The organism is Methylocaldum marinum (assembly GCF_003584645.1).
GTDB lineage: Bacteria > Pseudomonadota > Gammaproteobacteria > Methylococcales > Methylococcaceae > Methylocaldum > Methylocaldum marinum.
Window position 1 is genome coordinate 5,168,568 of record NZ_AP017928.1, and the last position, 20,078, is coordinate 5,188,645.

The 20,078-nt window shown below is 60.0% G+C and carries 17 protein-coding genes; 6 read left to right on the forward strand and 11 right to left on the reverse strand.

The annotated features are described in order from the left end of the window. Positions 1–25: 25 nt before the first annotated feature. From sS8_RS23075 to sS8_RS23090, 4 genes are all read right to left on the reverse strand, one after another. Positions 26–1,216 carry an efflux RND transporter periplasmic adaptor subunit gene (locus tag sS8_RS23075; protein WP_170161223.1) on the reverse strand — a complete coding sequence of 397 codons (1,191 nt, stop codon included), beginning with the start codon at positions 1,214–1,216 and terminating at the stop codon, positions 26–28. 297 nt (positions 1,217–1,513) lie between these two features. Next, complete coding sequence (locus sS8_RS23080) at positions 1,514–1,975, reverse strand: hypothetical protein (RefSeq protein ID WP_145986654.1); 462 nt, start codon at positions 1,973–1,975, stop codon at positions 1,514–1,516. Positions 1,976–2,208: 233 nt separating this feature from the next. Continuing rightward, positions 2,209–2,946: an ABC transporter ATP-binding protein gene (locus tag sS8_RS23085; RefSeq protein ID WP_119631824.1), complete on the reverse strand. Its 738-nt coding sequence runs from the start codon at positions 2,944–2,946 to the stop codon at positions 2,209–2,211. After that, complete coding sequence (locus sS8_RS23090) at positions 2,943–3,686, reverse strand: ABC transporter permease (RefSeq protein WP_119631825.1); 744 nt, start codon at positions 3,684–3,686, stop codon at positions 2,943–2,945. Before sS8_RS23090 ends, sS8_RS23085 begins: the two co-directional genes overlap by 4 nt. A gap of 140 nt (positions 3,687–3,826) precedes the next feature. Between sS8_RS23090 and sS8_RS23095 the strand changes: the two genes are divergently transcribed. The 5 genes from sS8_RS23095 to sS8_RS23115 all read left to right on the forward strand — a co-directional run bounded on the left by sS8_RS23095 (position 3,827) and on the right by sS8_RS23115 (position 9,803). Then, positions 3,827–5,425 (forward strand): thymidine phosphorylase family protein, encoded by a 1,599-nt coding sequence (locus sS8_RS23095; RefSeq protein ID WP_119631826.1) that lies wholly within the window; start codon positions 3,827–3,829, stop codon positions 5,423–5,425. 2 nt (positions 5,426–5,427) lie between these two features. Continuing rightward, on the forward strand, positions 5,428–6,321 hold the full coding sequence (locus sS8_RS23100) for a ribose-phosphate diphosphokinase (RefSeq protein WP_119631827.1): 894 nt from the start codon (positions 5,428–5,430) through the stop codon (positions 6,319–6,321). Positions 6,322–6,393: 72 nt separating this feature from the next. Then, positions 6,394–7,854: a HAMP domain-containing sensor histidine kinase gene (locus sS8_RS23105; protein ID WP_170161224.1), complete on the forward strand. Its 1,461-nt coding sequence runs from the start codon at positions 6,394–6,396 to the stop codon at positions 7,852–7,854. A 7-nt stretch (positions 7,855–7,861) separates the two neighbouring features. Next, positions 7,862–8,434: a hypothetical protein gene (locus sS8_RS23110; protein WP_145986655.1), complete on the forward strand. Its 573-nt coding sequence runs from the start codon at positions 7,862–7,864 to the stop codon at positions 8,432–8,434. A 4-nt stretch (positions 8,435–8,438) separates the two neighbouring features. Further along, a complete protein-coding gene (locus sS8_RS23115; RefSeq protein ID WP_119631830.1) occupies positions 8,439–9,803 on the forward strand; it encodes a sigma 54-interacting transcriptional regulator in 1,365 nt (454 codons plus the stop codon). Positions 9,804–10,054: 251 nt separating this feature from the next. Here the strand turns inward: sS8_RS23115 and sS8_RS23120 are convergent, their stop codons facing one another. The 4 genes from sS8_RS23120 to sS8_RS23135 all read right to left on the reverse strand — a co-directional run bounded on the left by sS8_RS23120 (position 10,055) and on the right by sS8_RS23135 (position 13,933). Next, positions 10,055–10,906 (reverse strand): universal stress protein, encoded by an 852-nt coding sequence (locus tag sS8_RS23120; RefSeq protein ID WP_119631831.1) that lies wholly within the window; start codon positions 10,904–10,906, stop codon positions 10,055–10,057. 14 nt (positions 10,907–10,920) lie between these two features. Further along, entirely contained in the window at positions 10,921–12,399 is a 1,479-nt protein-coding gene (locus sS8_RS23125) for a SulP family inorganic anion transporter (protein ID WP_119631832.1), read from the reverse strand. 355 nt (positions 12,400–12,754) lie between these two features. Beyond that, positions 12,755–13,339, reverse strand: a complete 585-nt coding sequence (locus tag sS8_RS23130; RefSeq protein ID WP_119631833.1) for a nicotinamidase — start codon at positions 13,337–13,339, stop codon at positions 12,755–12,757. 42 nt (positions 13,340–13,381) lie between these two features. Next, on the reverse strand, positions 13,382–13,933 hold the full coding sequence (locus sS8_RS23135) for a macro domain-containing protein (protein ID WP_119631834.1): 552 nt from the start codon (positions 13,931–13,933) through the stop codon (positions 13,382–13,384). A 321-nt stretch (positions 13,934–14,254) separates the two neighbouring features. Here sS8_RS23135 and cysZ point away from each other — a divergent pair, with 321 nt between their 5' ends. Then, positions 14,255–15,025: a sulfate transporter CysZ gene (gene cysZ, locus sS8_RS23140; RefSeq protein ID WP_119631835.1), complete on the forward strand. Its 771-nt coding sequence runs from the start codon at positions 14,255–14,257 to the stop codon at positions 15,023–15,025. Here cysZ and mtaB read toward each other — a convergent pair. From mtaB to sS8_RS23155, 3 genes are all read right to left on the reverse strand, one after another. Continuing rightward, a complete protein-coding gene (gene mtaB, locus sS8_RS23145) occupies positions 14,968–16,287 on the reverse strand; it encodes a tRNA (N(6)-L-threonylcarbamoyladenosine(37)-C(2))-methylthiotransferase MtaB (protein WP_119631836.1) in 1,320 nt (439 codons plus the stop codon). The two genes, cysZ and mtaB, sit on opposite strands and share 58 nt — an antisense overlap. Before the next feature lie 5 nt (positions 16,288–16,292). Next, positions 16,293–17,567 carry a nucleoside recognition domain-containing protein gene (locus sS8_RS23150; RefSeq protein WP_232020402.1) on the reverse strand — a complete coding sequence of 425 codons (1,275 nt, stop codon included), beginning with the start codon at positions 17,565–17,567 and terminating at the stop codon, positions 16,293–16,295. A 131-nt stretch (positions 17,568–17,698) separates the two neighbouring features. Next, positions 17,699–20,053, reverse strand: a complete 2,355-nt coding sequence (locus sS8_RS23155) for a DNA translocase FtsK (RefSeq protein WP_119632974.1) — start codon at positions 20,051–20,053, stop codon at positions 17,699–17,701. Positions 20,054–20,078: the final 25 nt, after the last annotated feature.

The following is a 20,078-nucleotide window of genomic DNA, read 5'->3' on the forward strand; positions in this document are numbered from 1 at the left end:
TGTCCGGATACCGAGGAAACGCGGGCTAATGTTCATGGGTCGCCTCGCCTTTTTCCAATTCGGCTTTGAGGATGAAGCTGCCGGTCTCGGCGTAGAGCTCGCCGGGTTCGAGCCCGCCGACGACCTCCACGTAGCGGTCGTCGCCGCGGCCGATGACGACCGGACGCGGTTCGAAACCTTCATCCTCCCGCACGAACACCACGGTTTGCAGCAGTCCCTTCACGGTTTGCCCGGGTCCGGCGTGGGCCGGTTCAAAGCCGGTGCCGGCGAACTCGTGGCTTTTGATGCTTTGCAAGGCGGTACGGGCGACTCTCACCGGCACTTCGACACTGCCGGTTTCCAGCCTCCCGGTGACGAACAGGCCGGGCTGCCAGCGGCCGTCGCGATTGTCGATCTCGGCGCGGGCGAAGGTCCGCCGGGTTTCCTCGTTGATCAGCGGCTGGACATGGATAATTTTCCCCCGGGTGTCCGGCCCTTCGTCGCCAATGCCGATGGTCACGGTCTGGCCGCTTCGCACCCGTGGCAGGTCCTTGGGATAGACGTTCAAATCCACCCAGACGGTGCTCAGATCCCCGAGCAGAAAGATCGGGGCATCGGGCTGTACCGCTTCACCCAGGGTGATGTGCCGCTCGAGGATGGTGCCGGCGAATGGCGCGGCGATCTCGTAGCGGCTCAATTCTTCGTGAGGATGAAGCGATTCCAGGGGTTCGCGGCGCAGCACGTGCAGTTGTTGCAGGGAAATCCCCATCGCCAGGAGCTTTTGCTCTACCGTGTGTTCCTCGACCCGGGCGACCGCCAGAGCAAGCTTCGCTTCCTGATAAACCTGTTTCGGGATGATTTCCTCCTTCCACAGGATTTCCTTGCGCCGGAAGGTTGCGGAGGCCAGTTCCGCTTGCTTGCACGCCGCGAGATAAGCGGCCCTGGACTCCGCCAGTTCGCGGCTGTCGATTACTGCCATGACCTCGCCGGCCTCGACGCTGTCGCCGAGCGTTTTCCTGACTTCCGCCACCACACCGGCCACGCGCGGTACCACGTGGGCGAGCCGGTCGGCGTTGATCGCAATCTGACCGGGCAGATTCAGCGTCATCGCCAGTCGCCCGGGCTGCGCGGCAACGACGCGAATGCCGACGAGCTCGAGCTGCGATGCACTCAGCCGAACGAGGTGTTCCTCATCGTGATCGTGTTCGTGGGCATGACCCGGTTCGTGTCTGTGCACCGGTTGCTCCTCCGCGTGCGGGGATGTCCGGACGGCGGCGGTGAGCGGCAGGAACGCCAGGGCGAGCGCCAAGGTGGCGAAAAGCGGATGGCTCGCGAACCGGGATCGCGGACAGGGGGCAATCCCGCGTCGAAGGGGGGGGCGTTTTGGGCGGGTTTCTGCGCCCGGTTTAAACAAGCGGGGTAAGCGCATGGCGAAAGTCTCGATAGCCGTAAAACATCGTGCCGCGACGAGTGGACCGGCACGGAGTGTAATGGGGCATATCCGCGTTGCCGCGGATGTAGCGGCGGTAAAGACCTAGATCAGCAGCACGACGGTGCGGCGGAGAAGAACCCGGGCGTCTGCGGGTGGAGGCCTGTGAGGACGGAAACCGGCGGCGACCGTTCCGACCGAGGGAAGCAGAATGAAACAAAGCGCAACGAGCGCGAGCCATTCCAATCCGCCGAAACCGGTTCCGATTTCGGGGAAGGGCGCATGCGAGCCGTGATCGTTGCCTGCGACGGGAATGTCGATACAGGAACCGTCGCCTGAAAACGGCGCGGAAATTTCAGTATGATGTCCGGCAGATCTGCCCGGATCTGGCGCGCGATGATCGTGCCCGCCCGGTTCCACCGCAACGTGTCCGTCCGCTCCGAAGCAGAGGACGTAGGCAGCTCGTTCCGGAATGCCCGGCGCGAAGTGTCCCAGCACTGCCAGGATGAGCAACAGGCTCAGCCCGAGCTTCAAGTGTCGGTGATGCCTAAGAGGAAACATTTTCACGGTGGATGGATGGTAACAAGTTTTTCTTCGAGTGACCAATATCCACCACGGCAGTCGCCTGAGCCATCGCTCATGTCGGCAGGCCCTCGCGCGCCGCTCTTGCGAGGCGGAACAATCCCGGATGGCTGCGTTTGCGACGTCTATTGCCCGGGGCGATGCCCCTTATTCCCGAATGTCACGGTGTTTCATCGGGGTCTGAACCGATTCCCGGTCGGCGATCCGGCCGACCTATCCTAGAGCAGCTCCCGAATGACCGGGTAATCCGAATAAAGCCGCTGGCGAAATATTTCTATGGCGGATTCGTTTCTTTCCGTGCGCGGGACGTCGACGGGTATATCGCAAATGACGGAGGCGGGGTGCGAGGACAGAAATATCAGGCGGTCCGCGAGTTCGATCGCTTCCCGCAGGTCGTGGGTGACGAACAGAACGGTGTGCGGTCGTTCCTGCCAGAGCGCCACGACCAGTTCGCGCACGCGGCGGGCGGTCGGAGGATCGAGCGAGACGAAGGGTTCGTCCATGAGTAAAAGGTCCGGATTGACGGCGAAGGCACGTACCAGGGCCACGCGCCGGCTCATGCCCAGCGACAGTCGTTCCGGGTAAACATCTTGGGCGCCGGCGAGTCCGACCACCTCGAAAAGATGGTCGAGGTAGGCGGGTTCGGCTCGTTCCGGAAGCGCCAGTTCGATGTTTTCCCGCACCGTGCGCCAGGGAATCAGGCGCGGATTCTGAAACACATACCCGATGTGCGGCGGGCCGGTTTCGGTCCCGATTCGCACCGTGCCTTCATAATCCCGGTCCAGCCCGGCTGCTATATTTAACAGCGTGGTCTTACCGCAACCCGAGGGGCCGACCAGGCAGGCAAATTCCCCCGATCCGAGTATGATGGACAAATCCCGGAGTATGACGGGCGAGCCGGGTTCTCCCTTGGGGCGATAGGTTTTTCGGACGATTTCGATCTTGACCGCGGTCATCGGCGCCACCGTTGCGCATGACGATCGAGCGGTTTGAGCAGCCCTATCTCGATCAACTGAATCACGACGACGAAGGCGATGGTATAGGCGAGTATGGCGGAGACGTTGAACATCTGGAAAAACAGGTGCAACTGGAAACCCATGCCGTTGCTGCGTCCGAGCAGTTCCACGACCAGAATGATCTTCCAGATCAGCGCCAGCCCGGTGCGCGAGGCGGCGATGAAAAATGGATACAGCTGCGGCCAGATAATATGGCGCAAGGTCTTGTACCGGCCGAACCGATACGCTTCCGCCATTTCCAAGAGATCCCGATCCAGCGTCCGCGCGCCTTCCCGCAAAGTCACGATGACGTTGGGCAGCTTGTTGATGACCACGGCGGCGATCGCGGCGCTTTCCACCAATCCGAACCATACGTAGCACAGGATAATGATGACGAGGGCCGGAATGTTCAGAAAGAATACCAGCCAACTGTCGAAAAACCGGTCCAGCCTTTCGTGTCGGCCCAGAAAAATTCCCAGGGCGGTTCCCATGCTCATGGCCAGGCCGAAGCTGACCGCCAGCCGCGCCAGGGTGACGCCCAGGTGGTAGGGCAGCGCTCCGGAGCGGACTTCCGAAAGAAACACTTCGGATACCTCCAGGGGCGACGGCAGCAACGGCGTTCCGAAGGCGGTCGCCGCAGCTTGCCAAAGGGTGAGCAACGCCGCGATCGAGATTAACGGGTAGAAAAGAGCGGCGTGCATATCGGAAGTAGACGGCAAATGGACGAGACGGACGACTGTATACGTATGACATGTTATTTTAAGGGTTCGGCGGTGTAAGTGGTAAACAATCCGTCCTACAAATAAAAAATTAGAGTTTTTTCGAAAATGATTGCTGAAACATGACCCAAGCGGCATCCGACTCCGAAGCGCCGGCTTCCCCGGTTTCCGATTTTCACGACCAGCACGTCGGCCATCGGCTCAAGTTGCGCCGTATCGCTATCGATACCTACCGGGAAAACGTGGCTTATCTCCATCGGGAGTGCTCGGTTTACCGTGCCGAAGGTTTTCAGGCGCTCGCGAAGATCGTGGTGTCTTGCAACGGCGAACGTATCGAGGCCGTGTTGAACGTGGTGGACGATGACAAAATCGTCACTCCGGACGAACTCGGCCTATCCGAGCAGGCCTTCAGCCAGTTGTGCGCCGACGAGGGGCACGACGTCCGGGTCGCGCAGGCGGAACCGCCGGCCTCCATGGATGCGGTGCGCCGGAAGATCGGCGGCGAACGGCTGAGTTACGACGACTATATCGCCATCACGCGCGATATCGCCGATCGCCGTTATTCGAAGATGGAAATGGCGGCTTTTCTGGTGGCGACCGGGCAGAACGGTCTGGACAGGGACGAAGTGCTGCTTCTGACCAAGTCCATGCTGGCGACCGGGAATAGGATAGACTGGAACGAACCTTTGGTCGCCGACAAACACTGCATCGGCGGTATTCCGGGCAACCGGACGTCCATGCTGGTCGTGCCCATCGTGGCGGCGCACGGCACCTTGATCCCGAAAACCTCGAGCCGAGCCATAACCTCGCCGGCCGGTACCGCGGATACCATGGAAGTACTGGCGCGAGTGGATCTCTTGCCGGAAACCTTGGACAAGCTGGTTCGCCTCGAGCGAGGCTGCCTGGTCTGGGGCGGAACGACGTCCCTGGCGCCGGTGGACGATATGCTGATCTCGGTCGAGCGGCCTTTGGGCATCGACTCGCAAGGCCAGATGGTGGCTTCGATTCTGTCCAAGAAGCTTGCGGCGGGTGCTACGCATCTCCTGCTCGACATTCCGGTGGGGCCGACGGCAAAAGTTCGGCACATGCGCGATGCGATGCAGTTGCGAAAACTATTCGAGTACGTCGGTGATCGCCTGGGGCTTTATCTGGAAGTGATGATCACCGACGGCCGGCAGCCCGTCGGTCTCGGCATCGGGCCGGTTCTGGAGGTGCGCGACGTGATGCGGGTACTGGAAAACGATCCCGGCGCTCCCACCGATCTACGGGAGAAATCCCTGCGCCTAGCCGGGCGGATCATCGAATTCGACCCGGACGTGCGCGGCGGGCAGGGTTATGCCATTGCCCGGGAAATTCTGGAATCGGGGCGAGCCTTGGAAAAGATGAACCGTATTGTTATGGCACAAGGTGTGCAGGAGCAGAAAATCGAGCTGGGCAAGCTGACCTACGAAGTCTGTGCGGAGCGCGCGGGTTCCGTGACCCATATCGATAATTTCTTCCTCGCCCGCATTGCACGACTGGCCGGGGCGCCGATTTCGAAAGGGGCCGGCGTCGATCTGCTCAAGAAGCTGGGCGACAAAGTGGAACAAGGCGAAGCGTTGTACCGGATTCATGCCGAGTTTCCGTCGAATTACGATTTCGCCTGCGATTTCGTTCGTCAGCGTACCGGTTACGAATTGGGCGAGTTCGACAAGATACCCAGGGGCTACGTGGAATTTTGACCATGATTTTAGGATTTCCCGATTCTCGCCGTCAGGCCTTGGCGGTGGTGGAGGCTCTGGATGCCCGGTACGGCGAAGTCGACGCGCACCGTTTCCCGGATGGCGAAAGCAAGCTGACCTTGCCCGAAATCAGGGGCGAGCATGTCGTCGTATTCCGCAGTCTTCATGATCCGGACCGGAAACTGGTCGAACTGCTCCTGGTGACTCGCGCCCTGCGGAACCATGGCGTCAAAAGACTGTCACTAGTAGCACCGTATTTGTGTTACATGCGTCAAGATTGCGCCTTTCGCCCGGGCGAAATCGTCAGTCAGAAGATTATCGGGGGGTTTCTTGCCGAGTTGTTCGATGACGTCGTCACCGTCGATCCTCATTTGCATCGTATAAGCCGACTCGAAGAGGCGGTCCCGGCGAAAAATCCTATCGTCGTGCCGGCTGCCCCGCTGTTCGCGCGTTTTCTAGCGTACAGGCCCGATCAGCCATTACTGATAGGGCCGGATGCCGAATCTGAACAATGGGTGAGCGCCATCGCCAAGGATTCCGGGCTTTCGTTCGCCATCGCGCTGAAACAGCGTTTCGGCGACCGGCAGGTATCGGTGGAGACGCCGGATGTGCCGGTGAGAGGACGCAGCGTCGTTCTTATCGATGACGTGGCCAGCACCGGGACGACCTTGATGGAAGTCGCCGCCAGGTTGCGCGAGCAGGGTGCCGAGAAGATCGATGCGCTGGTGACGCATCCCTTGTTTGTCGAGAATGCCGTCAACAAGCTGTTACACGGCGGTATTTCGGAGATCGGCAGCAGCGACAGTATTCCTCATGCCACGAACGTTGTGTTCCTGGCTCCGGTTCTGGCGGAAACCATAAGAAACGGTCTCGACTACAATCCGAATTGCGATTAAGTCTCCATGGTGATTCTCTTTAACCTTCTGCGAAGGATATCCCTCAGGAAGCTGATTCTCGTCGGTTTTGCGATGGCGATACTGCCCCTGGTGCTCGCCCTGATGTTCGCGGTCACGGCGGTCAAGGAACTGGCGGTATCCTCGCAGAAAACGGCTTACCGCGTGGCTCAGATCAGCCAAAAAAAGGAATTGCTGCGCGAAAAGCTCACCGATTTTGAGCGCAAGGTCAAGCGCTACCTGGTCCTCGAGGACGAGGAAAGCCGTCTCGCTTTTGAAACGGTTCATCGCGACCTCAGCGAGGTGATCGGAAATCTCTTGAGTCTGACCGAAGAACCGGCGCTGATTGCCGGACTCCGGCAGTTTGCCCTGGAGGAAGACGGCGTCTATCAACATGTTTCGAACATGTCGTTCGAGCCGGTGGCGAAAGTCGAAAAAGTCAACGTCCGCCGCTCCGCTTCTTCCACGCGCGAGCAGCGCGACAGCCCTAGGAAGGAGCGGGTGGAAGCGACCGATGAGATGTTTTCGACGCTCAATCATAGGGCACGGGAACTTGCCCGCGCTTTCTCGGGTATCGTGGATTCCGAAGTCGATAATCTGGAGCATCGGTCCGATGTGGTTCAGCGCCGGATGCTTCAGGAGTCTTCGGTCCTGCTCCCGATTTCGGCGGTTTTGATTTCGTTTGTCACGTTTTTCATCATTCGCTCCGTGCGGCAGATGGATCACGCCATACGCAAGCTCGGGGCCGGCGATTTCATTCAGCCGGTTCAAGTAACCGGTCCCAAGGATCTGGAATACCTGGGCGAGCGGTTGGACTGGCTGCGCAGCCGGCTCCGGGCGCTCGAGGAAGGCAAGCAGCAATTCATCCGTCATGTGTCCCACGAAATCAAGACTCCGCTGGCGACCATCCATGAAGGCACCGAGTTGCTGGCCGATGAGGTCGTCGGGGAACTCAATACCGAGCAAAGGGAAATCGCTCAAATCGTGGTCAGCAACACTCAAAAGCTGGATACCTTGATTGCCGAATTGATCAATTACAGTCAGGTCAATGCCCGTCCCGGCGCCATGCTTAGAGAGACGGTGAATATGGCGCGGCTGGTGTCGGAATTGATCGAGGACTACCAGATTCGACTGCGTACCAAGTCCATCGGCTTGATCGAACACCTGCGTCCGGTCGAGCTCGACGGCAACCCGGACCAATTGCGTACGGTTGTTGATAATCTGCTGTCAAATGCAGTTAAATACTCGCCCATCGGCGGCGAAATCCGGGTCTCCCTCCGTCAGAACGGGGGCCACATGGAGTTGGAGGTTGAAGATGACGGTCCCGGAATAGAAGCCGATGAGCGTAAGCACGTTTTCGAGCCGTTCTTTCAGGGAAAGGCCGCCCGAAAGGAGGGTGTTGCCGGCTCCGGCATGGGACTGGCCATAGTTGGCGAATGCGTTTCCGGTCACCACGGCAAAGTCGAAGCTTTGGAGCCCCGCCCGAACAAAACCGGCGCCCGAATTCGGGTGCAAATTCCTTTACGTCTAGATTAAGTGATACATGAAATTCCCCTCCCGCGCTGCTGCTCTGGTCGTGTTGTTCGCTATCACGGGTTGTGCAGATTTCAGGAGCAAGGTTCATGGTGATACTGCATCTCAAACATCCGAGCAGAAATACGCGAGCTATGCGCTTGAGGATCTCCTCGGATTTGCTGCCGACATTGCCCGTATGCCCCCGGCCGAGCGGCTTTCCGAATGCCAGCAGCTATTGCAGGACTACCGGGTGGACCGCAGCTTGGGCGTACGTCTGCACGTTTTCTTTGCCCAGGCGGTCACCGAGGCCTGCGGCGATATCCGCAATGCCATAGGAATCGCCGACGCCTCTTTGGCCGAACTCCATGATGAGCGACTCAAGTCGCTGCTGATTTATCAGAAAGAAATTTTGAGCCGGATCGACACGGAGATCGAGAGGCGGAAAAGCTCGGAGCGCCAGGTGTCCCATACCGTTTCGAAAGAAAAGAAGGTGCACCGGCAGCTGAAAACGCAAGAGAGCGAACTGAAAGAGCTTCAAGAGAAGCTGGACGCGCTCAAAGCCATCGAGCAGCGTTTGGACGAGCCAAAAATCGGACAATAATCCTATGAATACTGCACGTAAACGTGTCCTATTAGTCGACGACGATCCGGATCTGTTGCGTCTCGTGGCCTTGCGCCTCACCTCGGCGGGATTCGAGCTGGAAACCGTGAATAGCGGCGCGGCGGCTATTTCGCGGGTTTCCGTGTTCCGTCCCCATGTGGTCGTGACGGACCTGCGCATGGAAGGCATGGACGGCCTGGCGCTGTTCGACGTACTCCACGAGCAATATCCCACCTTGCCCTTCATCATCATGACGGCTCACGGCACGATTAGCGATGCCGTCAGTGCAACCAAGCGGGGCGTGTTCGGTTTCGTGTCCAAGCCCGTGGACAAGAACGAGCTGGTCAAGATGGTCAATCAGGCCATGCGCATTGGACTTACCAGCGGCGTTACGATCGACCAGGACGACTGGCGGCAACATATCGTCACCCAGAGTCCGCTCATGGAAGAGCTTCTGAACCAGGCCAATCGCGTCGCCCAGAGTAAGGCGAGCATCTTTATCGGCGGGGAAAGCGGTACCGGAAAGGAACTGCTCGCACGCGCCATTCACGAGGCCAGTACGCGGGCCGATGGGCCGTTCGTGGCGGTGAATTGTAGTGCGATTCCGGAGAATCTGTTCGAGTCCGAGCTTTTCGGCCATCGCAGAGGCGCCTTTACCGGCGCTACCCGGGACCACAAGGGACTCTTCCGTGCCGCCGACGGCGGCACCTTGTTTCTGGACGAAATCGGCGATATGCCCAAATCGTTTCAGGCGAAGCTGTTGCGCGCGCTTCAGGAAATGAAGGTGCGGCCGGTGGGTGCCACCGACGACGAACCGGTGGATGTGCGCATCATTTCCGCGACCCATGCGGATTTGGACAAGGCCATGGCGGAAGGGAATTTCCGCGAAGACCTTTATTATCGGCTCAATGTCGTCACCTTGATGCTGCCGCCCCTATCCAAGCGTCCGGAGGATATTCCCTTGCTGGCGATGCATTTCCTGAGGGATCTGGCGGAAACCTACGGCAATCGGGTCAAGGGATTCTCGCCGGAAGCCATGGAATGTTTCGTCAATTTCGAATGGCCCGGTAACGTGCGGCAACTCCGCAACGTCGTGGAGCAGTGCGTGGCGCTGTCCTCGACACCGCTGATTCCGGTAACGCTGGTGCAGCGGGCACTGCGGGACGAACCGTCGTCTTTCCTGTCCTTGCAGGAGGCCCGCGAACAGTTCGAGCGGAATTATCTGATCCGCTTGCTGCAGATGACCAATGGCAACGTGACCCAGGCCGCCAAGCTGGCCAAGCGCAATCGAACCGAGTTCTACCGCTTGCTCAGCCGCTACGGCATGAATCCCTCGCTCTTCAAGAGCTCCGACGCCGCCGCACCGTAGGATGGGTAGAGCGAAGCGAAACCCATCGATCGCGATCTCAAACAGCATAACAGGCTTGGTGGAAGTCGTTGGCGCCTTCGGCCAGGTAGATCGACTCAAGTATTCGTCGGCAAAGGATTGCCGACCTACGACCGCGCCGCCGTAGGTCGCGAATCCGTTCTTGGCATTACGTCGCTCGTCGCGAGGCTTGCGTCTCGATTTCCAAAACGGTGTCTACTCGCGAGCTTCCGTACGGTAGAAATGAAAATGTTCTAGCGCAGCACCAAAACCGGCGGCGTGGCGTTGGTGAGCATGCTCGTCGTGGTGCTGCCCACCAGAAACTCGCGTATTCTGGAATGGCCGTAAGCGCCCATGATCAACAAATCTATGTCGTGTTCCTGCCGGTATTGCTCGGTCACCTTGAGCACATCGCCGTCACGGATCTCCGCGGTTACATCGAAGCCGGCCCGCGCCAATGCGGCCCTCGCCCAGTTGAGGTGTTCGCGCGTGCCGGAACTTTCCTTGCCGGCGGTGAGAATATGACAGGACAGTCCCCTGAATAGCGGACTGTTGGCCACCATCTCGATGCCCTTGCGCGTGGTCGCGCTGCCGTCGAAGGCGAACATGACCCGCTTGGGCTCGCGGAATTGATGGGGTGTTACCAGTATCGGCCTGTGCATCGTTCGGATAATCGTCTCCAGGTGACTGCCGATATGATGGTTGGCGCCATTGGTGGTTTCGCCCTGCTTGCCCATTACCAGCAGGCGAATATCCTCCTCGAACTCCAAGAGCGTATCCACCAGGCTGCCGTGACGCTGAACGCAGGACGGCGATTCGATGCCGTCGGCGACGGCCCGCGCTTTTGCTTCCGCCAGCATCAGCCGGCCCTGTTCGCGTGCGAGCTTCCCGCGCTTTTCATCCAGGGCCGTCAGCTCTTCCAATAAGGACTCGCGGCTGCCCAAACCGATATTGCCGCTCAGATTGCCGTCCACCGGGTACTGCGACTTGTCCAGTACATGGATGAAGGTGAGCGGGGCGCGAAGCCGGCGGCTTGCCCAGGCGGCGTAGTCGCAAACCGCCGTAGCCGCCCTCGAGCCATCGATACAAGCCATTACCTTAGTCATACTGAAACCTTTTGTCAGTGGGCCATCAATTTTTCCACGGCTTCCGGTTTATCGTGAACCGCAAACCGGTCCACGATAGTCGCACTGGCTTGGTTCAGACCGACGATCTCGACTTCGATACCCTCGCGCCGGAACTTGATGACGACTTTATCCAGAGCGCTTACCGAGGTGATGTCCCAGAAGTGGGCGCGGGTCAGATCGATCACGACCTTATCGATATCCTCCTTGAAATCGAAAGCGGCGGTGAACTTGCCGGCCGAGGTGAAAAACACCTGGCCGACCACGAGATAAGTCCGCACCGAACCGTCCTCGCCGGCCTTGGAACGGATCTCGAGAAATTGGCCGACCTTGTTCGCAAAGAACAACGAGGCCAGCAACACGCCGACGAAAACGCCGAGCGCGAGGTTGTGCGTTGCGACGACGACCGCCACGGTCGTAATCATAACGATATTGGTGCTCAAGGGATATTTGCTCAGATTACGAATCGAGTCCCAGCTGAAGGTTCCGATCGAAACCATGATCATCACGGCAACGAGCGCGGCCATGGGGATGCGCGATACCCAGGGCCCCAGGAACACGACCATGATCAACAGGAAAACGCCCGCCGTAAGGGTGGACAGTCGCGTCCGCCCGCCGGATTTCACATTGATCACGGACTGTCCGATCATGGCGCATCCGGCCATGCCGCCGAACAACCCGGCTGCGATATTGGCGATGCCCTGGCCCTTGCACTCCCGGTTCTTGTCGCTGGGCGAATCGGTAAGATCGTCGACGATGGTGGCCGTCATCATCGACTCCAGCAGTCCTACGGTGGCCATCGTGATGGCATAGGGAAATACGATTTTAAGGGTTTCGAAACTCAGCGGTACATCGGGCCAGGAAAAAACCGGCAAATTGTCGGGCAACTGCCCCATATCGCCCACGGTGCGGATATCCAGGTCCAGGGCTATGGCGATGGCGGTCAGGACGATGATGCAGACCAGGGGGGAAGGGACCGCCCTGGTCAGCAGCGGGAAGAGATAAATGATGGCCAGTCCGCCGGCAGTCATCGCATAGACATGCCAGCTCACATTGGTAAGTTCGGGCAGTTGCGCCATGAAGATGAGTATGGCCAGGGCATTGACGAAACCCGTCACCACCGATCGCGATACGAACCGCATCAGATCGCCCAGCCTGAGATAGCCGGCGATGATCTGAAAGAAGCCGGTCAGGAGCGTGGCGCCGAACAGATATTGCAACCCGTGCTCTTTTACCAGCGTGATCATGAGCAGCGCCATGGCGCCGGTGGCAGCGGAGATCATCCCGGGCCGCCCGCCCGCGAAAGCGGTGACGACCGCGATGCAAAACGAGGCGTACAGGCCGACCTTGGGATCGACTCCGGCGATGATCGAAAACGCGATCGCTTCCGGAATCAGCGCGAGTGCCACCACGGTTCCCGACAACAGATCGCCGCGAATATTGGAAAACCAGTTCCGGCGGACGGACATTAGCATTTGACGCTCCAATCAAAATACAAGGAAGACACCTATCGCGACGAACCCACGATCCGGCGGAGACGGCTCGACCCCAGCCGGGGATTGCAAACTGGATTTGTTCGCGGAAGCTCTGATAGAGGCGTTCGGCAGTCTAAGGGCGATAGGCCGGTAATCCTTTGCCGGCGAATCCATCCGGGCACGCAATGGCCTGCGGAACGCATCGAGTTCTACAGGGTATGGCGCGGTGGGCCGTGGGGCGGATCAGATGTCGTTTTATTTTTGTTTACGATTTTCGAGTAATTTAGTGAGTTGCGTCAGGTTTGTCGACGAAATGAATTGTTTCTGCGAAATGATGTAAGCGCCTGACGAACGCTCAGAGGGCCGGCGTCAAGCCGGTAACGGCAGCACCGGCTTCTTGCATCTTCCGGCGTGCCTCCTCGCCGCCTCGAGGCGTAACGGGGCGGGTGGCTTCCCGAATCAGAATGGCCTCGAAGCCTTCCCGGCGCGCATCCAGCACCGTTGCCAGCACGCAGATATCCTCCGCGAGACCGCCTATCCAGAGGCGTTTGATGCCGGCCTTGCGTAGATGCCGGGCAAGTCCGGTCTGGTCAAATGCCGAATTCTGATCCCGGTCGAAACGAACGCCCTTGGTCACGATAACGGTCGAATCGGGCAGCTTTAGGTCGGGGTGAAAGCGGGCGCCCTCGCTGTCCTGTAAACAATGGGGCGGCCAGGGGCCGCCGCTTTGCCGGAAGCTGACGTGGCCCGCGGGATGCCAGTCGCGCGAGGCATAGACCGGCACGTTCCGGCTCACGGCGGCCGCGATCCAGCGGTTGAGAATCGGTACCACCGCATTGCCGTTTTCGATCGGCAGGGCTCCGCCCGGACAAAAGTCGTTCTGCACGTCGACGATGATCAAAGCGTCGCCGGGTGCGAGTGCATCTTCAAGTTCCGTCATCCTGATTCCGCTTCATCGGCGCTTCGAATCGTGCATGAAAGCTCAGCCTCCGGGTACGCGATTCGAAACGGCTTCGAGGACACTTGCATGGATCTGCTGGTCTTTCGCCCGGAACAATACGAAGCGAATGTGTTTCACGGACGAAAGTTCGGGCGCCTGGGTCAAAATGGTCTCGAAGGCCACCGCTGCCGCCGCCTCCATCGGATAGCCGAAAGCCCCGGTCGAGAGCGCCGGAAAGGCGATGGACCGGATATGGTTTTGCTCGGCCAGGCGCAGAGCGTTACGGTAGCCGTCGGCGAGCAATTTGTCGGCGGGTTCGTCGACACCGTAGATCGGCCCTAGGCAGTGGATTACGTAATGGTTGGGCAAGCCATGAGCGCCGGTGATGACTGCCTGGCCGGGACGAATCGGCGCGTATTGCCGGCATTCCCGTTCGAGTCCGGGCCCCGCGGCCCCGTGAATCGCGCCGGCAACGCCTCCTCCCGTCAGAAGCTGGGCATTGGCAGCGTTGACGACGGCTTCCATGTCGGGCTGATCGGCGATATTCTCCTGTATGCATTCGATCGTTATAGTGCCGAAGACCTTTTCGTTCATACGTGCCTACCCGCTTGGCCTCGTTTCGGCAGCGGACCAGCCGTTTGCCGGACCGATTGTCGCCGTGTTCGCAAACCGCCCGTTTGCCCTGCCGGCGGTAGATTTTGACCGCCGGCAGCTGTGAAATGTCCTGCAAATTCCGAATCGGGCCGCCTATTCGAATATGAGTTCCGTTTCCGAGTGGATGTCCGACTTCAGAGCCGGATTGGAGCTTGCCGGAATGTACGTCTTGGGTCGATCTTCGTCTGCCTTATGGTCAAGCGGCCCTCGTGCCCGTAGGATAATGCCCCGATTCTTCCCATATCCGGATTCGACCCATCGATGAACGACCCAGTAAACATCCGAAAGCTCAATAACGTACATCTTTCCGCCGTCTGTCTGCTGCGCGGACTCCGGTTGCTCGCAAAGCCGGGGCTGCGCCATCTGGTCGGCATTCCTCTGTTGATCAACCTGGTGCTTTATTCAATCGCCATGGCAGGGGGCATTTACTATTTTTCAGCTTTCATAGACTGGCTGCTCCCCGCCTGGCTGGATTTCCTGCGCTGGCTGCTGTGGCCCATTTTCGGCCTGAGCTTTTTGCTCATCGTATATTTCACGTTCACGCTGCTGGCCAATCTGATCGGAGCGCCGTTCTACGGACGCCTGGCGGAGAAAACCATCGTCCTGCAGACGGGCCGCCCGCTCCCGGAAGCGGGAGACTCTTTGAGCAAGGCGCTGGTGAGCGACTCGCTGTCCGAGGCCAAGCGGTTGATCTATTTCCTGACCCGTGCCGTTCCCCTGCTCATCCTGTTTCTGATTCCGGGCCTGAACCTGTTCGCACCGTTCATCTGGCTGACGTTCAGCGCCTGGTTCCTGGCGATCGAATACCTGGCCTATCCGCTCGAGGTCCACGGTTACCGCTTCGATGAGCAGCGCCGCATTGCCAAGAAACTGCCGTTCGGCGTGTTCAGCTTCGGCGGGCTGGTTACGCTGGCATTAACCATACCGGTGCTGAACGTGCTGATCCCGCCGGCTGCGGTGATCGGGGCTACGCTTTATCTCCTGGAGGGGCAGCTCGGAGAGCTATCGGATACCGACTCGGCCAATACATGATCGCCCGAATCGGCGACGGCCATTAGCCGGGCCGGGGTGATGCGGTTGCCCAAGGCGCATCCCGGTTCGGCTCGCGCGGCTACACGCAGATAATTCGGGGTATAACCGAAAACCTCTAGGCGATGGTCCTGGGCCGCTTTTTCCGTTTCCCAGAGAACCGGCAATGCGCGGCCCAGGAAACGCTCGAAGTTCGCCCGCTTCAGCCGTTCCGAGACCTCGTGCAGCGCACGGCTTCGTGCCTTTTTGAGCTCGGCCGGGACATGGGCCGGCATTTCGGCGGCCTTGGTGCCGGAGCGGGGCGAATAGGCGAAGATGTGGATGTGGCCGAACGCGATGGACTCGATAAACGCGAGGCTTGCTTGCCATTCCGCTTCGGTTTCGCCGGGAAAGCCGACGATCACGTCGGTGGTGATATTGATGTCCGGCACGTCCTTCCGCAACTGCTCCACCAGCCGTGCGAAATCGGCCGTCTTGCAGCGCCGTGCCATGCGCTTCAGCACCGAGTCGGAGCCGCTTTGCAGCGGCAAGTGCAGGTGCGGCATGAACCTCGGGTTCTCGAAAAGCTCGCTGAAGGCATCCGGCAAATCCCAGGGTTCCAGGGAGCCCAGGCGCAGGCGCGGGATGCCGGTGCGTTCGAGCACGGCGCGGATCAGCCGATCGAGGCCGTAGCCGAGATCGCTGCCGTACCCGCCCAGATGAACGCCGGTGAGCACCGCCTCCTGGATCCCTTGCGCGTGCAAGTCGTCGATCTCGGCGACAATGTCGTCTATGCTGCGGCTCCGTTCCTCGCCCCGCGCGACGGTGACGATGCAGAAGGTGCAGCGATACCGGCAGCCGTCCTGGACCTTGATGAAAGCGCGCTGCCGGCCGAGCCGAAACAGCGCCGATTCGCCGGGATCGGTCGAAAACGCCGGCATCACCGGCAGTTCGAGTTCGTCCCTGGCGATATCGATCAGCTGCGCCTTGTTCTCGTTGGCAACCACCAGATCGACGCCCAGTCCTTCCGCTTCCTCCCGGTTCAGGGTGGCATAACAGCCGCTCAGCACCAGCTTCGCCTTGGGATTTTCCCGTGCCGCGCGGCGTATCAAATGCCGCGACTTGCGCACAGCCTCTTGTGTGACCGCACAGGAATTGAGCACGACCAGATCGGCTTCCTCGGAGTCGTCGACGATGCGATGCCCCTCACGCTGGAGCTGCCGCGCCCAGGTTTCGAGTTCCGCCTCGTTGAGGCGGCAGCCCAAGGCTTTCAAGTTAACGCGCATGGTTCTTAACCAAAAAATCGATAGGTAATCGCAATGGCCGCGACCACCCCGGCCATATCCGCCAGAAGCCCGCAGCCTACTGCATATTTCACATTTTTGACACCGACCGCTCCGAAATACACCGCCAGCACGTAAAAAGTCGTCTCGGTGCTGCCCTGAATGACGGTGGCGAGCCGTGCCGCGAAGGAATCGACGCCGTAGGCGCGCATGCTGTCCAGCATCATCGCGCGCGCTCCGCTGCCGCTGAACGGCTTGATCAGCGCGGTCGGCAGGGCATCGACGAAGCGCACGTCGAGCCGAACGGCATCGCCGACGAAACGCATTCCGGACATGATCGCTTCCAGCAGCCCGCTCGCCCGCAGCACGCCGATGGCGACCAGCATCGCCACCAGATAGGGCAGGATGGTGATCGCCGTAGTGAACCCCTCTTTGGCGCCTTCGACAAAGGCGTCGTAAGCGTTGACCCGCCGGCGAACCGCACCGGCCAGGAACAGGGCAATCAGCGAAAACAGCAGCAGATTGCTGAAAGCCGCCGAGTTCCTCTGCATCTCGTCCTGAGGCAGACCGCCGAAATAGAGCGCCAGGCCGGCTACCGCCAGAACGAATCCACTCAAATAGACGAGGATTACCGGATCGCGTAGAGCGATCCGCTGCCGCAGCGCGACGCTTGTAAATCCGACAAAGGTGGAGCAGAAGGTCGCCATCAGAATGGGAATCACGACGTCTGCCGGATGGGCCGCGCCCATTTGTGCCCGAAACACCAGGATCGATACCGGAAACAAGGTTATGGAGGAGGCATTGATCACGAAGAACAGGATCTGGGCGTCGCTCGCCGTGTCCGGCTTCGGGTTCAGGCTTTGCAGTTCCTGCATGGCCTTGATGCCCAGCGGCGTGGCGGCATTGTCGAGCCCGAGGACATTGGCCGAAAGATTCATCACCATCGCCCCCATGGCCGGATGGTCCGGGGGAACCTGGGGCATCACGCGGCGCAGTAAAGGGCTCAGTCCTCGTGTAAGCAGCCCGAGAAAGCCACCGCGCTCGCCGACCCGGAGCATGCCCAGCCAAAACGCCAGGGCGCCGGTCAGCCCCAGGGAAATCTCGAAAGCCGCCTTGGCGCTGTCGAACACCGCCTGCATCAGCCGGGCGAAAATCTCGGCATCGCCCAACCATAGCCACTGGACCAGCCCGGAAACGAAGGCTGCCAGGAAAAAGCCGACCCAGAGATAATTCAATAACAAAACGTAAGTGTTGTAGGATCGGTAGAGCGAAGCGAAACCCACCGGTTCCGCGGCTTTTCCCGGTGGGTTACGGCGCCCGGAGAATCCAGCAGCGACGGCATGGTTGATGGCTGCGCGCGCCTAACCCACCCTACATCTGACACATGCATCGGACTCTGGTTTAGGCGAGGTGCTCAGACATCGGGCGGCGGCGGGGCCAGGACCTCGCGGCTTCCGTTGGTTTCGGCGGGACCCACGACACCGGCCTTCTCCATGTCCTCGATCATCCGCGCCGCGCGGTTATAACCTACCTTGAACCGACGCTGTACGCTGGAGATGGACGCTTTGCGCGATTCGGTGACGAAGCGGACGGCCTCGTCGTACAGCGCGTCGAGCTCTTCTCCGTCTCCGCCGCCGGAAGATTTGCCGCCGGAAAAATCCCCGCTGTCCTCGGAGAAGCGGGTAATTTCGTCGATGTAGTCGGCGCGTCCGGTCCGTTTCAGGAACTCGACCACGTTATGGACTTCCTGGTCGGACACGAAGGCGCCGTGCGCGCGCATGGGAAGCCCGGTGCCGGGAGGCAGATAGAGCATGTCGCCGTTGCCCAGTAAGGCCTCGGCGCCGCCCTGGTCGATGATGGTGCGCGAGTCGATGCGCGAGGACACCTGGAAAGCGATGCGGGTCGGAATGTTGGCCTTGATCAGACCGGTGAGCACGTCCACGGACGGCCGTTGGGTGGCCAGAATCAAATGCAGCCCGGCGGCGCGCGCCTTCTGCGCCAGGCGGGCGATCAATTCTTCCACCTTCTTGCCGACGATCATCATCATGTCGGCCAGTTCGTCGATGACGATGACGATATAGGGCAGGGGCGACAGGGGAGGGGGCTCTTCGCCCTCCAGCGCTTGATCGGCGGACCACATGGGATCGTGGATAGGCTGGCCGGCTTCGATCGCGTCGGTTACCTTCTGATTGAAACCCGCGAGATTGCGGACCCCGAGCATGGACATCAGCTTATAGCGCCGCTCCATTTCCGCCACACACCAGCGCAAGGCGTTGGCGGCCTCCTTCATGTCGGTGACCACCGGGGTCAGCAGATGGGGGATACCTTCGTATACCGAAAGTTCCAGCATCTTGGGGTCAATCATGATCAGGCGGACCTCGTCGGGCCGCGCCTTGAACAGCATGCTGAGGATCATGACGTTGACCGCGACCGACTTGCCGGAGCCGGTGGTGCCCGCTACCAGCAAGTGGGGCATGCGGGCCAGATTCGCCACTACCGGCTGTCCGCCGATGTCTTTTCCGAGCACCAGGGTCAGCGCCGAGCCGGAGTGTTGGTAAGGCTCGGACGAGAGCACCGAATGGAGCAATACGGTTTCCCGCTCTTCATTGGGGATTTCCAGGCCGATCACCGATTTGCCGGGGATAATCTCGACCACGCGCACGCTGGTGACGGACAGCGCGCGCGCCAGGTCCTTCGCCAATCCGCTGATCCGGCTCACTTTCACGCCCGCCGCCGGCTGAATTTCGAAGCGCGTGATGACGGGGCCGGGATGAACCTCGGTAACCTGAACCTCCACGCCGAAATCCGCGAGGATAGTCTCGACCAGCTGCGACATCTCCTCCAGGGCCGCGTTGGAGTAGCCTTTGATCCTCGGCGCGGTACTGTTGAGCAGAGCGAGGGCGGGTAGTTCTCCCTCGTTCGGCAGAGGTGCGTTGACCGGCTTCGCGGCTTTTCGGAACCGGAACGGTTCTTTGGGTTCCTTGGCCTCCTTGGGTTCTTTTGAATCCTTGATCTCGGGAGGCTGCGGCTTTCTCTTGACTGTGGGCTCGATGCGCTTGGGTTTGATCTTCGTTCGCGGGGCGTCGGCCCGGGTTTCGGGTTCTTCGTCATGCCGCGCCGGCCCGGAGGGTCCGGCCAGCCGCCGGAATGCGGCGAAAAAACCGTTTGCGATCGTCAAGCCCCCTTTCCCCACTGTGTCCAGCAAACCCAGCCAGGACAGGCTGGTATAAAGCGAAACCCCCGCCAGGAAAAACGCGATCAGCAATACGGAGGCGCCGGTCGTGCCGAAAGCTCCGGCCAAGAGTCCGGCCGCTTCCTGGCCGAGGATGCCGCCGCTGGTTTCCGGAAGCGGAAAAGGGGGACGCAGCAGGTGCATATCGGCCAAGGCGGCGCCCGCTGCCATCGCGGTCCCGAAGCCGAACCAGCGAAGCAGGTAATTGAAGGCGCCATAAGGTTCTTGCGAAGCCGGGCCCTTATAGATGGAATATCCGTAGCCGGATAGCAAAAAGGGAAACAGGAAAGCCGGCAATCCGAGCAGGGAAAGGGCGAAATCCGCGAGCCAGGCCCCGACCGCGCCGCCGGCGTTGGCGATCGGATGGCCCACGCCGGTATGAGACCAACCCGGATCGCTCGAGTCGAAAGTCATCAAGGAGATCAGGAAAAACAACGAAATAGCCAGGTAAATCAAAAAGGCTGCTTCGCGCAGCCCTCTGACCAGTACCGAGCCCAGATCCTGACCGATCGTGAGCTTTTTGTAAAACTGCGACAAAATTCTCACCAAATCAAATAAATAA

Excerpts from the sequence above, each read along its gene's own strand:
- sS8_RS23085 (WP_119631824.1), bottom strand. The coding sequence starts at position 2,946 with ATGACCGCGGTCAAGATCGAAATCGTCCGAAAAACCTATCGCCCCAAG.
- sS8_RS23090 (WP_119631825.1), bottom strand. The coding sequence starts at position 3,686 with ATGCACGCCGCTCTTTTCTACCCGTTAATCTCGATCGCGGCGTTGCTC.
- sS8_RS23095 (WP_119631826.1), top strand. The coding sequence starts at position 3,827 with ATGACCCAAGCGGCATCCGACTCCGAAGCGCCGGCTTCCCCGGTTTCC.
- sS8_RS23100 (WP_119631827.1), top strand. The coding sequence starts at position 5,428 with ATGATTTTAGGATTTCCCGATTCTCGCCGTCAGGCCTTGGCGGTGGTG.
- sS8_RS23105 (WP_170161224.1), top strand. The coding sequence starts at position 6,394 with ATGGCGATACTGCCCCTGGTGCTCGCCCTGATGTTCGCGGTCACGGCG.
- sS8_RS23110 (WP_145986655.1), top strand. The coding sequence starts at position 7,862 with ATGAAATTCCCCTCCCGCGCTGCTGCTCTGGTCGTGTTGTTCGCTATC.
- sS8_RS23115 (WP_119631830.1), top strand. The coding sequence starts at position 8,439 with ATGAATACTGCACGTAAACGTGTCCTATTAGTCGACGACGATCCGGAT.
- sS8_RS23120 (WP_119631831.1), bottom strand. The coding sequence starts at position 10,906 with ATGACTAAGGTAATGGCTTGTATCGATGGCTCGAGGGCGGCTACGGCG.
- sS8_RS23125 (WP_119631832.1), bottom strand. The coding sequence starts at position 12,399 with ATGCTAATGTCCGTCCGCCGGAACTGGTTTTCCAATATTCGCGGCGAT.
- sS8_RS23130 (WP_119631833.1), bottom strand. The coding sequence starts at position 13,339 with ATGACGGAACTTGAAGATGCACTCGCACCCGGCGACGCTTTGATCATC.
- sS8_RS23135 (WP_119631834.1), bottom strand. The coding sequence starts at position 13,933 with ATGAACGAAAAGGTCTTCGGCACTATAACGATCGAATGCATACAGGAG.
- cysZ (WP_119631835.1), top strand. The coding sequence starts at position 14,255 with ATGAACGACCCAGTAAACATCCGAAAGCTCAATAACGTACATCTTTCC.
- mtaB (WP_119631836.1), bottom strand. The coding sequence starts at position 16,287 with ATGCGCGTTAACTTGAAAGCCTTGGGCTGCCGCCTCAACGAGGCGGAA.